The sequence below is a fragment of the Pseudomonas sp. genome, from assembly GCF_046581935.1.
Lineage (GTDB): Bacteria > Pseudomonadota > Gammaproteobacteria > Pseudomonadales > Pseudomonadaceae > Aquipseudomonas.
The window spans coordinates 46403-62108 of the sequence record NZ_JAYGFK010000002.1 but is presented as its reverse complement, the minus strand read 5'-3'; the positions used below and the strand labels follow the sequence as shown (position 1 = coordinate 62108).

Here is a 15706-nt window from a genome sequence, read left to right as displayed (position 1 = left end):
GTATACGACGCATTTCTGCTGCTCCTTGAGAGGGCGTTCAAGCGTCGTGCTGGTGCACTAACTTATTTCCTGTTGAGAAAAAATATTTATCTATGGTGCTTTCTGTGGCGCGCCGCTGAGGGCATAGAACTTGCTCTGCTCCACGCACAGCTACCGCCTTCCTGGAGGCAGGATGTTCCAGTCGCTATTGCGTCTATTGCCGGTCGAGCGGCACGCCCGAGCTGAGCCGGGTTTACCGGCATATCAGCAGGCGCTGTTTGAGCTGCCGTTGCGTCTGTTGCAGCAAGCGGGCAGTGATACGCCGCTGGTGGAGCTGTTGCCGTGCTTGAGATACGCCATGCAGGCCGATGGCCTCTGCCTGTTGCTGCCGTTGCCCAGTGCGCCAGGGTGGCGGCGCTTGCAATGCCTGCGTAGCAATGCTGACGCCGCTTGCCCGATGCACGCTGGCGAGTTGCCGGTGCCAGGCGGCACGCAGCTTTGTCGGCGCTGCCTAGAGCAGGGGCGCTTTCGCGCGATTGCCGGGCTGCAGGTAGAGGAAGGGCGGCCGGCGTTGCTGCTGGTGGATTTTCCGCAGATGCCTGCGGCGTGGCAGCGCGAGCGCCTACGTGAGATCAGCCGAACACTGCGCGAGGTGCTCCAGGCGTTTGCCGAGGACCGTCACCTGCGCCGCTGTGAGCTCAGTGCGGAGCGCGGCATGCTGGCGCGTGAGCTGCACGACTCCGTGGCCCAGCAACTCAGCTACCTACAAATCCGCGCCAGCCGTTTACAGGCGGTGTATGCCGATCCGCATTTACACGCCACGGCAGGGCCAATGTTGGATGACCTGCGCGATAGCTTGCGGGTGATGCATCGGCAGGTGCGTGAGCTGATCAGCAGTGCACGCCTGACCATGGACGGACGCACCTTGCGTGAGGCGCTAGAGGCCTCTGTTGCGGAGTTTTCGCGCTGCAGCAGTTGCGTCTTCAGCCTGGACAATCGGCTTCCCGCCAACTGCCTACCGGCCGAAGGCGAGCTGCAAGTGCTGCAGATCGTTCGTGAGGCGCTGGCCAATGTGGTGCGGCATTCTCATGCTCGGCAGGTTTGGGTTCGTCTGCTGCAGATGGAGCGGGGCGTGGAGGTCGAGGTGCGTGACAATGGTGTTGGCTTGCCGCAGCAGTTGCCGGATAGCGGCCATTTCGGCCTGCGCATCATGCGTGAACGAGCCGCTGCCATCGGCGCTGAACTGGCCATTGAGGCGTGCCCTGAGGGTGGCACCCGCGTGTATTTGCAGTGGCGGCAAGCATGAGCGCGCCGTTCAGCTTGTTGCTTATCGACGACCATCCATTGCTGCGCCGTGGCCTGGCCGAGTTGTTTGAGTCCTGTGGCGAGTTCCGCGTGGTCGGCAGTGTGTCCAGCGGTAGCGAAGGCGTTGAGCGGCTACGGCAACTGAGCCCTGATATCGTGCTACTTGATCTGCATATGCCGGGGATGGATGGTCTGGCTACCCTCACGGCGCTAAAACAATCGCAGCCGGATTGTCGGGTGATGGTGCTGACAGCCTCGGCCGCCCGGGATGATTTGCTCGCGGCGTTGCGCGCTGGCGCCGATGGTTACTTGCTCAAAGACAGCGAGCCGGAAGACTTGCTGGTTGCGGTGAGTGCCTGCGCTAACGGCCAGGCGCGTCTTGATCCGGCATTGTCTGACTTGCTTGCCAGTAGCCTGCGTGAGCGCGAGGCCTCGGCAACGAGCGCGCGGGTCGAGCTGACCGAGCGCGAGCAGCAGACGCTGGCGCTGATCACTGAAGGCTTCAGCAACAAGTTGATCGCCCGCCAATTAGGCATCAGCGATGGCACGGTGAAAATCTACGTTAAACATCTGCTGAGCAAGCTCGGACTGCGCTCGCGCCTTGAGCTGGCGGCCTGGGCACATCGTGGCGGCCTGCCTGATACCCGTGGAGAAGTGCGATGAGCCTGATAACGCGTTGGCATGACGGTTGGCAATCGCTACTCGCTGCCTGGCCGGGCGGTAAATCCTCCGCCGAGGATTTTGACTGTTTGCCGCTGGCGCTTATCTATCTGGATAACGGCGGCGTGATGTGCCGGGCCAACCGGGGCTGGGAGCAGTTGACTGGCTACCTGGCACGCGACTGTTTGCGCCACGATCACCGTGAGTTTTTGCATATCGAGGATCGGCTGCGTTGGCAGCAGGGCATGCAGAGCGTACGTGAGGGACAAGCCGCTTGGGTCGGCCGCCTGCGTTATTTGAGCCTGAGCGGTGAGTTGCGCTGGGTCGAGGTGCGTCTGGGCCTGCGTGTTGGTGGCTTTGTCGCGAGCCTGGCCGATGTCAGCGCGGAAATTTCCCAGCATCAGCAATTGCAGGCGCATCACCGTAGTTTGAGCAACTTGCTCGATGGTTTGCCGTTGATGGTGTATCGCTGCCGTAACAACCGCCACTGGAGCATGGAATACGTCAGTGCCGGCAGTCTGGCGTTGACCGGGTTCTTACCTGAGCAATTTATCGACAGCCGCAGCCTGACCTTCAATGAGCTGATTCACCCGCGCGATCGTGAGCGAGTCTGGCGTAGCGTGCAGCAAGGTTTGCGTGATGCACGACCGTTCGCCTTCGACTACTGCCTGCTGTGTGCCGATGGCAGCGAGAAACAGGTCACCGAGCGTGGGCGGGGAATCTACTCCGACCAGGGTGGCGTATTGGGCTTAGAGGGGGTGGTGATTGATCGCAGCGAGCCGAGCGTAGACAGCGTGCTGGAGGAGTTGCTGCCGTTTTCGCGCCAGGTAGGGCGTTAAGGCGTGTAGGCGTGGTTTGCTGGAGGGGAAGCGGTGTGCCGGCAGGCACACCGCTGGATGCTGCTATTGCGACTTAGAACTCGTGATCAGCGGTATCTGGATTCAGATCGCTGATGCCCAGCTTGCCGGCAGCCTGCTCGATTGCGCCGGTCTGCTTGACCAGTGCAGCGATGGCATTACGCACGATTTGCTGACCTTCGGTGTTATCCGCTGCGATCAGTTGGTCGAAGTGCACGTTGTCCTTCTCGGCACTGTCGACCAGTGCCTGCAGCTTGGCTTCGGTGTCTTGCAGGTCGGCTTTCAGGGTGTTGTCGGCGGCTGGGTCAGCCTTGGCCACCAGCGACGACAGGCTTGGGCCAGTCATGGTGGTGCCGTCGACTCGCTTGTATTCGCCCAAGTAAACGTTACGAATACCTTTGCCGTTGTAGAAGTGCGAGTTGTGTGTGTTGTCGCTGAAGCAGTCGTGCTCGTCTTCGGTGGAGTTGGCTTCCAGCGCGACCTTCATGCGCTCGCCAGCCAATTCGCCTAGGGACAGGCTGCCCATGCCGAAGAGCATTTTGCGCAGGCCGTTTTCAGCCGAGTCGGCTTCCAGCTTGGCGCGGTAGTTGTCGGCTTTTCCGGCTTGCCACTCTACGACCATTGCGTCGAGGTCGCGGACCAGTAGGTCGGTAGCGGCCTTGAGGAAGGCGCGGCGACGCTCGTTGTGGCCGCCTGTGGCGCCATCACCAACTACGTAGTCGGTAGCCGGGCGCTCGCCTGCACCTGGGTTGGTGCCGTTGAGGTCTTGGCCCCAGAGCAGGAATTCGATGGCGTGGTAGCCAGTGGCAACGTTGGCTTCGGAACCGCCCAGTTCATTCAGACTGGCGAGCAGATCCGGAGTGATTTCAGTTACGTCGAGCTTATCTTCGCCGACCTGGATTTCAGTGTTGGCGATGATGTTGGCGCTAGCGCCTGGGTTGCCCAGCGCGTGCTGGTAGTCCTTGGCAACGTAATCGATCAGGCCTTCATCCAGCGGCCAGGCGTTAAGCTGGCCTTCCCAATCATCGACCACGGCGTTGCCGAAACGGAACACTTCACTTTGCATGTAGGGCACACGGGCAGCCAGCCAGGCTTCACGGGCGGCTTGCAGGGTGTCGGCATTCGGCTTGGCGAGCAAGGCGTCGACAGCTTTTTGCAGGTCTTTGCCGGTGCTTGCAGCGTCGCTGAATACCGCCAGGGCCATATCGGCGTAGTGGCTGACTACGGCCTTGCTAGCAGACTCATCGACTTGGCTGGTGGCTGCTGGAGCGCTGGTGCTGCTAGCGGCTGGTGCTGCGGCTTGGTTGGCAGGTGCTTTGTCTTCGCCACAACCGGCGAGAGAAATGGCGATGGCGAGCAAGCTGGCTGAGGCCAGGGGCATACGGAGCATGACGAGATCCTTTGCAAGTGGAGAGTAGGCATCCGCGCAAGTGGATGCAAAAACCAAAGCATAATGCGAAAGATTTGCATTTTGCGCAAAGGGTCGTTGCATTTTTTTCATAAAAGCTGCACTCAGCGCGCCGCTCTAGGGGTAATTAATAGGCGGTTAGAGGCCGGAATGCTGCGTGCGCGCAACACTATTCGAGCACTGTTTGGAAGGGCATAAGAATCCGATGGCAGAGACCTGGCAGCGGATTTTCGTGGGGTTCCAGCTTTAGCCGTCGCTAAAATACTTGAGTGGGTTTGCGCTACATCAGTTGGTGAGCTTGCTTAAAGCTCCTCAAGTTAGAGCGTTGCGGGATTGGCCGTGTTGTTCAGTCGTTTGGTCTGTTTCAGGTAGGCGGTCAGTTCACGGGCAGGCAGTGGTTTGCTGTACAGGTAGCCCTGACCTTCGTTACAGCCTTGGGCGATGATGTAGGCCTCTTGCTCAACGGTCTCAACGCCCTCGGCGATAACTTGCATGCCGAGGCTCTTACCCAGTTGGATGATCGCCCGCACGATGGTCGCGTCGTCCTCGTCTTCCAGCAGATCCTGTACGAAGCTCTTATCGATCTTGATTTTGTCCAGCGGCAAGCTCTTCAGGTAGCTCAGTGAGGAATAGCCGGTCCCGAAGTCATCAATGGCGATCAGCGCGCCGGAGCGGCGCAGGCTAAGCAAGTGTTGGGCGGCGGTGTTGATATCTTCCATCAGACCAGTTTCTGTCACTTCCAGCTCAAGGCTGCGCAGCGGCAGGCGGTAAACCTGCATGAGGTTATTGACCACCCGTGGCAGTTCGGCGTGGTGCAGCTGCACGGTGGACAGGTTGACCGCCATGCGCAGCCCGGTGAAGCCTTGGTCGTGCCATTCACGTAGTTGACGGCAGGTCTGGTCGAGAATCCATTCGCCAATCGGGATGATGGTGCCGTTCTGCTCGGCCAGCGGGATAAACAGGTCTGGCGGGACGAAGCCGTGCTGGGGATGTTGCCAGCGCAGCAGGGCTTCGACGCCGACTACGCTGTGATCGCGGTAGTCAATTTGTGGTTGGTAAACCAGGTGCAGTTGATTGAGGGCCAAGGCGTCGCGCAGGTCTTTTTCCAGCTCACGGCGGCGGCGCATTTCGCTGTCGACACTGGCGATATAGAACTGATAACGATTGCGTGAGCGGCTCTTGGCCAGGGTCATGGTTTGTTCGGCTTTTTGCAGCAGCTTCTCAGTGGTATCGCCATCCTCTGGGAACAGGGTTATACCGATTGTGGCGCGCAGGCGCACTTGCTGCTGGTCGAGCATAAACGGGTTGTCGAGGTCGTCGAGTACGCTCTGCGCCAATTCGGCGGCCTCATAGGGCTGTTCGATATCGGCTTGTACCAGGGCGAATTGGTCCCCGCCGAGTCGCGCCAAGGCACCGAGACGCCCGCTATGGCTGCGCAGGCGATCAGAGAGGGCCAGCAGCAACTGGTCACCGGTTTGGTAGCTGAACTGCTCGTTGATGCCTTTGAAGTCGTCGAGGCCGACGCATAGTACGGCTACGCGGCGCTGCAAGCGGCCGGCATCTTCGAGAATCTGATCGAGTTGCTGTTGCAGTTGTTGACGGTTTGGCAGGCCCGTGAGGAAGTCGTATTGCGCCATGCGCAGGAGGCTGTTTTCCGCCTCGCGGCGCAGGCTGGTGTTGCGCTCGATGGAGGAGAGTAGCTGGTTGGCAGTGTTAATCCACAGGCCCAGTTCGTTCTTCTCGTTGCCTTTGAGCATCGGCAGCTTGTGTTCGCTGGGACGGTCCGGGTTGATGTTGGTTAGGTGCTCAATGATCTTCGACAGCGGCTTGGTCAGTAGCCAGTGATAAACCAGATACAGCACCAGGCCCATGGCTAATGCGCGCAGTACCCCGGAGATAAAAATGATGACCGAGTTGGTGACAAAACTCTCACCATAACGTGCGGTGTCGAGGGTGATGCTGAGGTCGCCGTAGTATTCGCTGTAGGGGCCACGGCCGACTAACTGAGTGGTGAAGTTCTGCTCTTCGCCAAGGATCGGGTCGGTCAACCAACGTGTTGGAATGTCGGCAGGCTCTCGGGATTTCGCTGCCAGCATGGGCTCATTGGGGTGACCGATGGAGGCCATACGCACTGACTCGTGCTGAAACAGGCCTTCGATGACCTGCATGCCCATCTCTCGGTCAAGGCTGTAGACCGCCTGGGTAGATGGGTCACGGAACATACCAAGAATGCGGTGCGCGTCGTTAGTGATCGCTTGGCGTGTTTTGTACACATCGAAAACTATCTGCGCAAAACTTAGGACTACCCCGACGATGAGTGCTGAGAGCAGCACTACGCGGAGCAGCTTAAGTGACAAGCTGTTTTTGAGTTCCAGCTTCAAATGACGATTCCTTGTTCGATGCCTTTGGCGTCAGACGCACTGAAGTATTGGCAAAGTCGCGTCAGCAGTCAAAGGGCCATTACTAAAGTTTGTCGAACAAAATTCTGTTGCCCGGCGATAGCGCGAATGCTAACGAGTAAACGCGCTGCTTGCACTGTGTCGGTGCGACTAGCCGGAGACTGGAGCGCCGTTTGGCTGTTTCCTTTTGGCATGAGAGTTGCGATGCCCAGCGTACTCACCGTTATGGGGGACGCTGCGATGAAGGCTCGACTAGTAGGAGTGGCTGTACTGGGGTTTTCGCCATTGTCTCAGGCCGCCAGCGATGAAGCACTCAACACCGCCTGGTTGGTGCTGGCCAGCGTCCTGGTGTTTTTCATGCAGGCTGGTTTTGCCTTGCTGGAAAGCGGCATGTCGCGGGCGAAAAATGCGGTCAATGTGATGATGAAAAATTACATGGACGGCTGTGTTGGCGGCATTACCTACTGGCTGTTCGGCTTCGGTCTGATGTTCGGTAGCAACATTACTGGCTGGTTCGGCATGAGTCATTTTGCGCCGCATGATGGCCAACCCTGGGACTTTACCTTCCTGTTGTTTCAGATGATGTTCGCGGCTACGGCAGCCACCATTGCCAGTGGTGCCATGGCTGAGCGTACGCGTTACTCGGCCTACCTGATTGGCGCAGTGGTGATCAGCGGCTTTATCTATCCGGTGTTTGGCAGTTGGGTGTGGAGCGGCATTTATGGTGGTCAGGGTTGGCTGGCGCAATTGGGCTTTATCGACTTTGCCGGATCAACCGTGGTGCACAGTGTCGGCGCCTGGTGTGCGTTGGCTGGGATTCTGGTGTTGGGGCCGCGTCTGGGGCGTTTTGCCGCAGATGGTACGCCGCGCACGATTCCCGGTCACAACCTCAGTTTGGTTGCGCTAGGCGGATTCATCCTATGGATGGGCTGGTTTGGTTTTAATGCCGGCAGCAGTCTTGAAATGAATGTCAGCCTCGGTCTGATTGCCCTGAATACTCACTTAGCGGCATCGGCCGGGGCGCTCGGTGCATTTCTCGCGCAGCGCAGTACCGCGAGCCCGGCGCTGCTGAGCACCACCGTGAATGGTTCCTTGGGCGGCCTGGTGGGCATCACGGCCGGCTGCGCCACCATGCATCCTGGGTATGCCCTGATTACTGGTCTGGTTGCTGGTTGCGTGGTGGTGTTCGGCATGCGCCTGATGGATTACCTGCGTCTCGATGATGTGGTTGGTGCTGTGCCGGTACATGGCCTGGCCGGTGTGTGGGGCACGCTAGCTGCCGGGATGTTCTTCAATGGTGATCTGTTCAGTTGGGCGCGAATCAGTGTGCAGTTGATCGGTGCTGGCGCGGCCTTTCTCTGGGCATTTCCACTGGCGTTGGCGATGTACTTTATTCTGGCGAAAACACTTGGCTTGCGCGCCTCTACCCAGCATGAACAGCGTGGTCTGGATTATTCAGAGCATGCCGAGGCGGGGTATCCGGAGTTCAATCAGGCAGTAACCTACGATGAGCGCGAACTGGCGCGGAGGGGCTGAGATGAGCCTGACTATCCGTCGACGCGCTATCTATACCGGGCTTGCCAGTCACTTTCCCGAGGATGAGGTGCTGCCGCTGCTTTCTCTATGGGAAACCAAGTACGCCGATAAACCGCCCTTCGCCCTTAACGAGTTTCTGGCTGAAGTGGTCAAGCGCAGTGAACGCAAGCTGGAGCGCGCACGCCTCTACCGCGAACTGGTGAGTGCCTTGACCGGGCCATCCAGCAATCTGTTACCGGATCCTGCGCCGCGCTTACAAGCCTGGCGCGAAGGCGATGGCGTGATGAGCAAGGAAATGCCTGTGCCCGATACCTTGGCATGGCAGACGTTCGAGGTGCTTAGCCGCGAGTTATTCAGCCTACTTGATGCTGAAATGGTGCGGCGATTACGCCGCTTTGCTGCTGGCAACCTGAGCAATATGCCGGTGGAAACTGAATTGCGTATGCGCCTCGGCAGTTGGTTGGAGCACGGCGGCTCGGTCGGTTTGACGGTACTCAACCTGGAGCAGTTGCGCATGTTGCTCAACCTGCTTTATATCGGTTTGTGCGAGTACCTGGGCCCCGTTACGGCCGATCAGGTGCTGACGCGGGCGGTGCAGAAGGCCGAGCGCCACAACCTTAAACTGGCACCGCAGAAGCTGCTCTGAGTGTTGTTTAGGTATGACGAAGATGGCTGTGGCGAGGACTAGTTGCCTGGTGGAATAAGTGTTTGAAGGTGTTATGCACGTGCTCTTCAGGTGCTGAGTGGTTCCTCTCAATGTTTTGCATGGCAACTCCGTGTTGGTGCTAAAACGCAAACGCCCCGGCCGAGGCCAGGGCGTTTGCGAGGTGACCGTAGCGGTTTGTGACCGCTCGGCTACACCGGGACTCAGGCTGCGTAGTTTTTCGCTACGAAGTCCCAGTTGACCAGGTTCCAGAACGCTTCAACATACTTCGGACGCACGTTGCGGTAGTCGATGTAGTAAGCGTGTTCCCAAACGTCGCAGGTCAGCAGTGGAGTGTCGCCACTGGTCAGCGGGCAACCGGCGCCGATGGTGCTGGCCAGGGCCAGGGAGCCATCAGCCTTTTTCACCAGCCAGCCCCAGCCGGAACCGAAGGTGCCGATGGAAACCTTGCTGAATTCTTCCTTGAACTTGTCGAAGGAACCGAAGGCCGCGTTGATGGCGTCAGCCAGCGCGCCAGTCGGTTGGCCGCCGGCGTTTGGTGCCAGGCAGTTCCAGTAGAAGGTGTGGTTCCAGACTTGAGCAGCGTTGTTGAAGATGCCGCCCGAAGAGGTTTTAACGATCTCTTCCAGGGTTTTGCCTTCGAACTCGGTGCCAGGGACCAGGTTGTTCAGGTTCACGACGTAGGTGTTGTGGTGCTTGTCGTGGTGGAACTCCAAGGTTTCCTTGGAAATATGCGGCTGCAGAGCATCATGAGCGTAAGGCAGCGGAGGCAATTCGAAAGCCATGGGTTATCTCCTAATCAGGTCAGTTGCGGTGTGCGCGAAGCCGATCACGGGCGGCTATCTAAGCGGCGGGAGTTATCTCTTTGCGCCGCAAGCCACGAATCATAGCACTGGCCCTGCGGCTTAAACACGCAGCAACTGTGTGGGAAAGCAATTTGGCTCTGCCTGCGCGGGCTTGTTGCAGAGCTGTTTCAGCCCAGTTTGCCGTCGCTCAGCAGCTGCCAGGCAATGCTCAACATCATCAGGGCCACGCCCAGGTCTATAACGCGCCAGGTGCTTGGGCGTGCCAGCCAAGGGGCCAGCAAGGCAGCACCCAAGGCCAGGCTAAAGAACCACATTAATGACGCGCTGGCGGCTCCCAGGGCGTAAGCACCGGGTACTGCTTGTTGGGCACCGAGCGAGCCGATCAGTAGGACGGTGTCTAGGTAGACATGTGGGTTGAGCAAGGTGACCGCCAGCGTCGCAAGCAGGACCGCTTTGCGTGAGCGTGTGCTGCTGTTGCTAGCTTGGCTCAGCGCTTGCGGGCGGGCTGCGCGTAGCAGCGCCTGGGTTCCATACCAGAGTAGAAAGGCGGCACCGCCCCAGCGTGCAACACCCAGTAACACGGGGTTCTGTGCCAGTAGCGCCGCCAGGCCGAATACGCCCGCAGCCACCAGCAGGGCATCGCAGATGACACAGAGCAGAGCGACCGGAAGGTGATGTTCGCGGCGCAGGCTCTGTGCCAGTACGAAGGCGTTCTGTGCGCCAAGGGCAATGATCAGCCCGGCGGCGATTAATAATCCGTTGCTATAGCTTTGCCACATATCGCTTACTCCGCCTGCGCACTGAGCTGTTGCAGGACGGTCAGTGCGCGTGGCCCATCGGCGTGGGCGACGAACAGGTGGTCGTGGTAGAAGCCGGCGATTACGTTACAGCTGATCTCGGCTTGCGCCAGGGCGCTGGCAACAGCAGCTGTCAAACCGACGGCTTCGAGTGCCGAATGCACGTACAGCGTCAGCCAGGCGGCCACGTAGCTGTACGGCAACCGCAGGTGCTCGGCCTGCTGGCGCAGGAGGATCACCGTCAGGCCTTCGGCTTCCTGAAAGCTACCTAGCGGCAGCACGCCTTGTAGCTGCGCTGCATCGCTAAGGCTGCAAAAGACGTAAGCACCCTCGTTCAGTTGTGGGCTCATGCTGCGTAGCAAGGTTGTCAGTGAAGTTTCGCCGGCCATCTGAGCTGCCTTATTCCGGGAGGATGATGCTGGCAAGTCTGCTGCGGCCGGATGTATAAGAGAAACCAATAGTGCTGATCACTCATTAGGAAAACTGATTTGCTCGACTACAAGTTACTCGCTGCCTTAGCCGCTGTTGTGGAGCAGGCGGGGTTCGAGCGGGCGGCACAGGTGCTGGGCTTGTCGCAGTCTGCCGTGTCGCAGCGGATCAAGCTGCTCGAGTCGCGGGTCGGCCAGCCCGTGTTGGTACGCGCCGTACCGCCCGCGCCCACAGAAATCGGCCGTCGCCTGCTCAACCACGTGCAGCAGGTGCGACTGCTGGAACGCGATATTCAGGCGCAGGTGCCCGGGCTGGATGAGGGTGGTTTGCCGGAGCGGCTGCGCATCGCCCTCAACGCGGACAGTCTGGCCACGTGGTGGGCGGGCGCGGTGGGTGTTTTTTGCAGCGAGCAGCGTCTGCTGATGGATTTAGTGGTGGAGGACCAAGAGGTCGGCCTCAAGCGCATGCGTGCAGGTGATGTGGCCGCTTGCGTGTGTGCCAGCGAGCGTCCGGTAGCGGGTGCGCGCGCCATCTTATTGGGGGCGATGCGTTACCGGGCCATGGCCAGCCCGGCGTTTATTGCCCGGCATTTCCCCACTGGCGTCACGCCGCAAGCACTGGCCCATGTGCCGGCCATTGTCTTCGGTCCTGACGACCTGCTGCAGCATCGTTACTTATCCAGCCTGGGTGTCGAAGGTGGTTTTGCTCATCACTTGTGCCCGTCGTCTGAGGGCTTTATTCGCCTGGCTCAGGCCGGCTTTGGTTGGGGGCTGATTCCTGAATTGCAGGTGCAGGCGGAGTTAGCCCGTGGCGAACTGGTTGAGTTGCTCACTGAGCGGCCGATTGATGTGCCGCTGTATTGGCACCACTGGCGCAATGGCGGCGAACTGCTCAACCAGTTGACGCAGCACCTCACGCAGGCCGCGAGCTATAGCCTGGTGCCGCTGCACTAAGTTTAGGAAATAAGCACCTTGCCCGAGCCCGGTAGCTGTTCCACACAACGTTCGCCGAGTAGTTTGCTGGGGGTGAAGTAGCCGCCTGGGCCGTTGTAGTCCAGCAAGTGCCGTACGGCTAGCAGGGCGCTATGCACGGTAACGTCATAGCCGTTGGCGGTTGCCAGTCGCGCGGTTTTCACCACGCCAGCGGCATTGCGTGCTTCGCCCCAGAGCCAGGTGCGCTGGCGCTCGCGAGTCGCTTCATTCGGGCCGCTTACGCGTTTTTCGATCAGCCGTTTGAGCCAGTTCTGCACGGCATCCAGCCCCAACAGGGCGCGCAACGGGTCGAGCAGGCGCATGACCAACGCGGCGGCGGTCGGCATAGGCAGGTACACCTCGATATTTTCGATACCGGTCGAGTGGTATGCGGTTGATACATCGCCCCAGGGAATCGTCACTGCGGGTTTCTCTCCCCGGCCAAAGTTGATGGCGCGACGTTTATAACCCAGCGGCACATCGGTGATGATCCCCGCGCGGCGCACTTTACCGCCGAACTTGAGGCCTTCCACCGAGGTTTTTGCGGTGCCTGGTGACAATCCGCTGCCAGTGTCGAAACCCAATTCCAGCTGCGTGGCGTCGGGCAACGCCTGGTGCAGGCAGGCGGCCAGGCAATCAGTGGGGATGACATCGAAACCTACGCCAGGGCAGACCACCACAGCGTGTTCACGGGCCTGCTGATCGCGCTGCTGTGCGGCTTCAAACACGCTAATTTCGCCAGTGATATCAACATAGTGGGTGCTGCTGGCCAGGCAAGCGTCGAGCATCGGCGCGCTGGTGGCGGAGAACGGCCCGGCACAGTGGGCGACTACCGCGATGTCAGCCAGCGCCGCCTTGGCTCGATCCAACTGCTGGATATCGAATATGCGGCACTCCAGGCCGAGCAAGCTGCCTAGGGCGTGCACCGCAGCCGGGTTGCGGCCGGCCAAAATAGGCGTGAGGCCCTGACGCTTGGCTTCGGCGGCGATCAAGTGCCCGGTGTAACCGTTGGCGCCGTAGATCATCCAGTGGGTGGCCATGCGCAGCTCCTTTGTTGTGTGGTGTGGGGGCAGCTTAGCCGCTGTGTGCTTCTCTGTTGGTTTATTGCGCGGTTTGCACAGTCGTTGTTCTGGCTTGTAATGCCACGGCAACTGCCGGTACACGCTGCTAGAGTGGCCTGCGATCAAGGCGAAGGGGGCGGCAATGAATATTCTGGTAACCGGGGCCAGTGGTTTTATTGGTGGGCGTTTTGCTCGTTTTGCCCTTGCCCAGGGGTTGAATGTGCGGGTTAACGGGCGGCGCGCTGAGGCGGTTGAGCACTTGCGTGCGCAGGGCGCTGAGTTTGTCCAGGGTGATCTGTCCGATCCGGAGCTGGTGCAGCAGCTGTGCCGTGGCGTCGACGCGGTCGTGCATTGTGCTGGCGCAGTTGGGGTTTGGGGGCGTTACGAGCATTTTTACCAGGCCAACGTCACGGTTACCGAGAACGTGGTGGACGCCTGCCTTAAACAGAAGGTGCGGCGCTTGGTGCACCTGTCCTCGCCGTCGGTGTATTTCGATGGTCAGGCGCATGTTGGGCTGCGTGAAGAACAACTACCAAAGCGCTTTTCCGATCACTACGGCAAGACCAAGTTTCTCGCCGAGCAGCAGGTGTTTGCCGCTCAGGAATTTGGCTTGGAAGTGCTCGCGCTGCGTCCACGCTTTGTTACCGGGGCGGGTGATACCAGCATCTTTCCGCGCTTGATCAGTATGCAGCGCAAAGGCCGGCTATCGATCATCGGCAATGGCTTGAACAAGGTTGATTTCACCAGCGTGCACAACCTCAACGAGGCGTTGATGAGTTGCCTGCTGGCCGCAGGACCGGCGCTGGGGCAGGTTTACAACATCAGCAATGGCGCGCCGGTGCCGCTGTGGGATGTCGTCAACTATGTGTTGCGCAAGCTTGATATGCCGCCCGTGACTCGGCATCTGCCCTATGGCTTGGCGTATGGCGCGGCGGCGCTAAATGAAGGGGTATGCAAGCTATTGCCAGGCCGCCCGGAGCCTACTTTGTTTCGCCTAGGCGTGGCCGTTATGGCCAAGGATTTCTCCCTGGATATCAGCCGCGCCCAGCATTACTTGGAGTACCAACCCAAGACCAGTTTGTGGACTGCACTGGATGAGTTCTGCGCTTGGTGGCAAGCGCATCATCCCGGCTGAATCAGGCGTAGACGCGTTGCCCGCGATACATTCGCACCGAGCCGCTGGGCGGCCGCTGATCGATCTCTTCGGCCAGCAACGGGTGACCGGCTTGCATGCGTTGCGGGGTGGCAGGCTCGGCGAATGGCAGGTCGTTGTAGCGCGCTAACATCTGCCCTAGCTGGCGGGTTTCTTCATTACTGGAGGTCAGACAGGCGCTTAGCATTTGGTTGATCGCATCAGGCTGGCTCATGCGAATATCCACCGCCTGCTCCTCGCGCAGCCGGCGGCGCAGGCTCTTCATGCAATCCAACACTTCTCTATTCAGTTCCATGGACCTTCCCCCGTTATTAGAAGTGGACTGGGTGCTTTTATCCCGAAAGCCCAGCCTGGTCTCGCCGCGTTTGCCGCGTGCGGGTCGCGTTTGCAGCATCATGGGTCTCTAGAGCTGCGAAACGTCGCAAATAGACAAGTGCAAAGCGCATACCAGTTCACAGTTTGTGGAACTGCGTGGCCTGCAGCGAGTCGATGGCCTGTGGCCATGCTCTTCGTCGGTGCGCCTTGCACTGCGATGGCGCGACACTGAAGCGCTGCGCGCGAACCGTTATACTGCGCGGCAAATTTGCATGGAGCCTGTCGGGCTTGACCGTTCGTAGCGAGGGAAAGTCCGGTTTGAGTCAGTTTTGTTGGTCTTTTGAGGCGAATAGCCAGCTATTTAACGAAAAAGAGCAGCTAAAGTGGCCATCCGGCTTTTCCGCAGCCGAGCCATGTTAAGTCCGACAGGCTCCTCACCCCGCGCTTTTTTGAAGGTTGACCCATGCGTAACGATGCCAACGATGAACTCGATCACGTGCCTAGCCTGCGGGCTGATCTGCGTGATCACGATGACTATGCGGCAGATGAGCCAGAGCCTGCGCGCGGCTCCGCATATGCCCGTGCGGCAACTGCTGCACCCGTAAAATCGGCCAACACCGGCGCGCTTTGGGCGCTGGTTGGAGCCTTGATGATTGCTTTGGGTGGGCTTGGTTGGTGGAGCTTTCAGCAGATCAGCCTGATGGAGCAGCAACTGGTGGCCACTCAGGAAAGCTTCGCGCGCATCAGCGAAGAGGCCGCAGGGCGGATTCAGGATATTTCCGGCAAGGTGGTGGCCACCGAATCGTCGGTAACCAGCGGCAGTGAAGCGCTGAAACTGCAGGTCAAGCAACTGGAAAGCAAGCTGGCGGAGCTGAGCAAGCAGCAGCAGGGCACAATCAGCAAACAAAGTGAGCAAAGCCAAAGCCTTGAGCAACTGGCCGTGCAGGTAAAAGGTCAGGCGGGCGGTGGCGAGAAGCTTGAGAGCATGCTCAACAAGCTCAACGCCGATCAGGCCGTGCTGAAGAGCGAGCAGGCTACCCTGAAGAGCGCCCAGGCTGATCAGGCCAAATTGGCTGAAAAAATCACCGGTTTGAGCAGCGATGTTGCGGCGCTGAAGAAGCTGGGCAATCCGAATCAGGCCATTGCCCGTTTGGAGCAGGATTTGCTGGTGCTGAAAGGCGATCTGGAAACCCGCCCAGCCGCTAATAGCACCAATACAGCGGAGTTCGATGCCTTCCGCGCGCAGATGACGCGCAATATCAGCACCCTGCAAGCCCAGGTACAGAACCTGCAGCAGCAGATCGACGCCCGCTAAGGGCTTCGCTCTGCAGGGTTATGTGCCGGTGCTCAGCAGCCCGGCGAATTG

Annotated in this window: 15 protein-coding genes; 8 read left to right on the top strand and 7 right to left on the bottom strand. The window is 59.4% G+C overall.

The window, feature by feature from the left end:
* The first annotated feature begins 172 nt into the window (after nt 1–172).
* From VCA57_RS01800 to VCA57_RS01790, 3 genes are read left to right on the top strand one after another with little or no spacing between them, the layout of a single operon-like run.
* Nucleotides 173–1285: a sensor histidine kinase gene (locus VCA57_RS01800; RefSeq protein WP_411183250.1), complete on the top strand. Its 1113-nt coding sequence runs from the start codon at nt 173–175 to the stop codon at nt 1283–1285.
* The gene (gene narL, locus VCA57_RS01795; RefSeq protein ID WP_411183249.1) at nt 1282–1947 is read left to right on the top strand and encodes a two-component system response regulator NarL; all 666 of its coding nucleotides are present in this window, start codon (nt 1282–1284) and stop codon (nt 1945–1947) included. The genes VCA57_RS01800 and narL overlap by 4 nt, the downstream gene beginning before the upstream one ends.
* Nucleotides 1944–2783, top strand: a complete 840-nt coding sequence (locus tag VCA57_RS01790) for a PAS domain-containing protein (protein ID WP_411183248.1) — start codon at nt 1944–1946, stop codon at nt 2781–2783. Before narL ends, VCA57_RS01790 begins: the two co-directional genes overlap by 4 nt.
* A gap of 73 nt (nt 2784–2856) precedes the next feature.
* Here the strand turns inward: VCA57_RS01790 and VCA57_RS01785 are convergent, their stop codons facing one another.
* Together VCA57_RS01785 and VCA57_RS01780 are read right to left on the bottom strand one after the other, a co-directional pair.
* Complete coding sequence (locus VCA57_RS01785) at nt 2857–4191, bottom strand: imelysin family protein (protein ID WP_411183247.1); 1335 nt, start codon at nt 4189–4191, stop codon at nt 2857–2859.
* A 335-nt stretch (nt 4192–4526) separates the two neighbouring features.
* Nucleotides 4527–6590 carry a putative bifunctional diguanylate cyclase/phosphodiesterase gene (locus VCA57_RS01780; protein ID WP_411183246.1) on the bottom strand — a complete coding sequence of 688 codons (2064 nt, stop codon included), beginning with the start codon at nt 6588–6590 and terminating at the stop codon, nt 4527–4529.
* Between the two features lie 258 nt (nt 6591–6848).
* Here VCA57_RS01780 and VCA57_RS01775 point away from each other — a divergent pair, with 258 nt between their 5' ends.
* Nucleotides 6849–8144, top strand: a complete 1296-nt coding sequence (locus VCA57_RS01775; protein ID WP_411183245.1) for an ammonium transporter — start codon at nt 6849–6851, stop codon at nt 8142–8144.
* Nucleotide 8145: 1 nt separating this feature from the next.
* A complete protein-coding gene (locus VCA57_RS01770; protein WP_411183244.1) occupies nt 8146–8790 on the top strand; it encodes a hypothetical protein in 645 nt (214 codons plus the stop codon).
* A 221-nt stretch (nt 8791–9011) separates the two neighbouring features.
* Here the strand turns inward: VCA57_RS01770 and VCA57_RS01765 are convergent, their stop codons facing one another.
* The 3 genes from VCA57_RS01765 to VCA57_RS01755 form a co-directional block, all read right to left on the bottom strand.
* Entirely contained in the window at nt 9012–9593 is a 582-nt protein-coding gene (locus VCA57_RS01765) for a superoxide dismutase (RefSeq protein ID WP_411183243.1), read from the bottom strand.
* A gap of 188 nt (nt 9594–9781) precedes the next feature.
* Entirely contained in the window at nt 9782–10393 is a 612-nt protein-coding gene (locus tag VCA57_RS01760; protein ID WP_411183242.1) for a LysE/ArgO family amino acid transporter, read from the bottom strand.
* A gap of 5 nt (nt 10394–10398) precedes the next feature.
* Nucleotides 10399–10800: an ACT domain-containing protein gene (locus VCA57_RS01755; RefSeq protein ID WP_411183241.1), complete on the bottom strand. Its 402-nt coding sequence runs from the start codon at nt 10798–10800 to the stop codon at nt 10399–10401.
* Nucleotides 10801–10899: 99 nt separating this feature from the next.
* On the opposite strand from VCA57_RS01755, the gene VCA57_RS01750 reads away from it, so the two are divergent.
* Nucleotides 10900–11793: a LysR family transcriptional regulator ArgP gene (locus VCA57_RS01750; RefSeq protein WP_411183240.1), complete on the top strand. Its 894-nt coding sequence runs from the start codon at nt 10900–10902 to the stop codon at nt 11791–11793.
* A 2-nt stretch (nt 11794–11795) separates the two neighbouring features.
* Here VCA57_RS01750 and VCA57_RS01745 read toward each other — a convergent pair whose 3' ends face one another.
* On the bottom strand, nt 11796–12851 hold the full coding sequence (locus VCA57_RS01745; RefSeq protein WP_411183239.1) for a saccharopine dehydrogenase family protein: 1056 nt from the start codon (nt 12849–12851) through the stop codon (nt 11796–11798).
* Nucleotides 12852–13014: 163 nt separating this feature from the next.
* On the opposite strand from VCA57_RS01745, the gene VCA57_RS01740 reads away from it, so the two are divergent.
* Nucleotides 13015–14007 (top strand): NAD-dependent epimerase/dehydratase family protein, encoded by a 993-nt coding sequence (locus VCA57_RS01740; protein ID WP_411183238.1) that lies wholly within the window; start codon nt 13015–13017, stop codon nt 14005–14007.
* Between the two features lies 1 nt (nt 14008).
* On the opposite strand, the gene VCA57_RS01735 is transcribed toward VCA57_RS01740, so the two are convergent.
* Nucleotides 14009–14320 carry a hypothetical protein gene (locus tag VCA57_RS01735; RefSeq protein WP_411183237.1) on the bottom strand — a complete coding sequence of 104 codons (312 nt, stop codon included), beginning with the start codon at nt 14318–14320 and terminating at the stop codon, nt 14009–14011.
* Nucleotides 14321–14803: 483 nt separating this feature from the next.
* Here VCA57_RS01735 and VCA57_RS01730 point away from each other — a divergent pair, with 483 nt between their 5' ends.
* Entirely contained in the window at nt 14804–15655 is an 852-nt protein-coding gene (locus tag VCA57_RS01730; protein WP_411183236.1) for an ATPase, read from the top strand.
* Nucleotides 15656–15706 lie beyond the last annotated feature (51 nt).

What these genes read in the sequence shown, in the direction of transcription:
- narL (WP_411183249.1), top strand. Translation starts at nt 1,282, where the DNA reads ATGAGCGCGCCGTTCAGCTTGTTGCTTATCGACGACCATCCATTGCTG.
- VCA57_RS01740 (WP_411183238.1), top strand. Translation starts at nt 13,015, where the DNA reads ATGAATATTCTGGTAACCGGGGCCAGTGGTTTTATTGGTGGGCGTTTT.
- VCA57_RS01755 (WP_411183241.1), bottom strand. Translation starts at nt 10,800, where the DNA reads ATGGCCGGCGAAACTTCACTGACAACCTTGCTACGCAGCATGAGCCCA.
- VCA57_RS01790 (WP_411183248.1), top strand. Translation starts at nt 1,944, where the DNA reads ATGAGCCTGATAACGCGTTGGCATGACGGTTGGCAATCGCTACTCGCT.
- VCA57_RS01775 (WP_411183245.1), top strand. Translation starts at nt 6,849, where the DNA reads ATGAAGGCTCGACTAGTAGGAGTGGCTGTACTGGGGTTTTCGCCATTG.
- VCA57_RS01785 (WP_411183247.1), bottom strand. Translation starts at nt 4,191, where the DNA reads ATGCTCCGTATGCCCCTGGCCTCAGCCAGCTTGCTCGCCATCGCCATT.
- VCA57_RS01770 (WP_411183244.1), top strand. Translation starts at nt 8,146, where the DNA reads ATGAGCCTGACTATCCGTCGACGCGCTATCTATACCGGGCTTGCCAGT.
- VCA57_RS01765 (WP_411183243.1), bottom strand. Translation starts at nt 9,593, where the DNA reads ATGGCTTTCGAATTGCCTCCGCTGCCTTACGCTCATGATGCTCTGCAG.
- VCA57_RS01735 (WP_411183237.1), bottom strand. Translation starts at nt 14,320, where the DNA reads ATGGAACTGAATAGAGAAGTGTTGGATTGCATGAAGAGCCTGCGCCGC.
- VCA57_RS01730 (WP_411183236.1), top strand. Translation starts at nt 14,804, where the DNA reads ATGCGTAACGATGCCAACGATGAACTCGATCACGTGCCTAGCCTGCGG.
- VCA57_RS01760 (WP_411183242.1), bottom strand. Translation starts at nt 10,393, where the DNA reads ATGTGGCAAAGCTATAGCAACGGATTATTAATCGCCGCCGGGCTGATC.
- VCA57_RS01800 (WP_411183250.1), top strand. Translation starts at nt 173, where the DNA reads ATGTTCCAGTCGCTATTGCGTCTATTGCCGGTCGAGCGGCACGCCCGA.
- VCA57_RS01745 (WP_411183239.1), bottom strand. Translation starts at nt 12,851, where the DNA reads ATGGCCACCCACTGGATGATCTACGGCGCCAACGGTTACACCGGGCAC.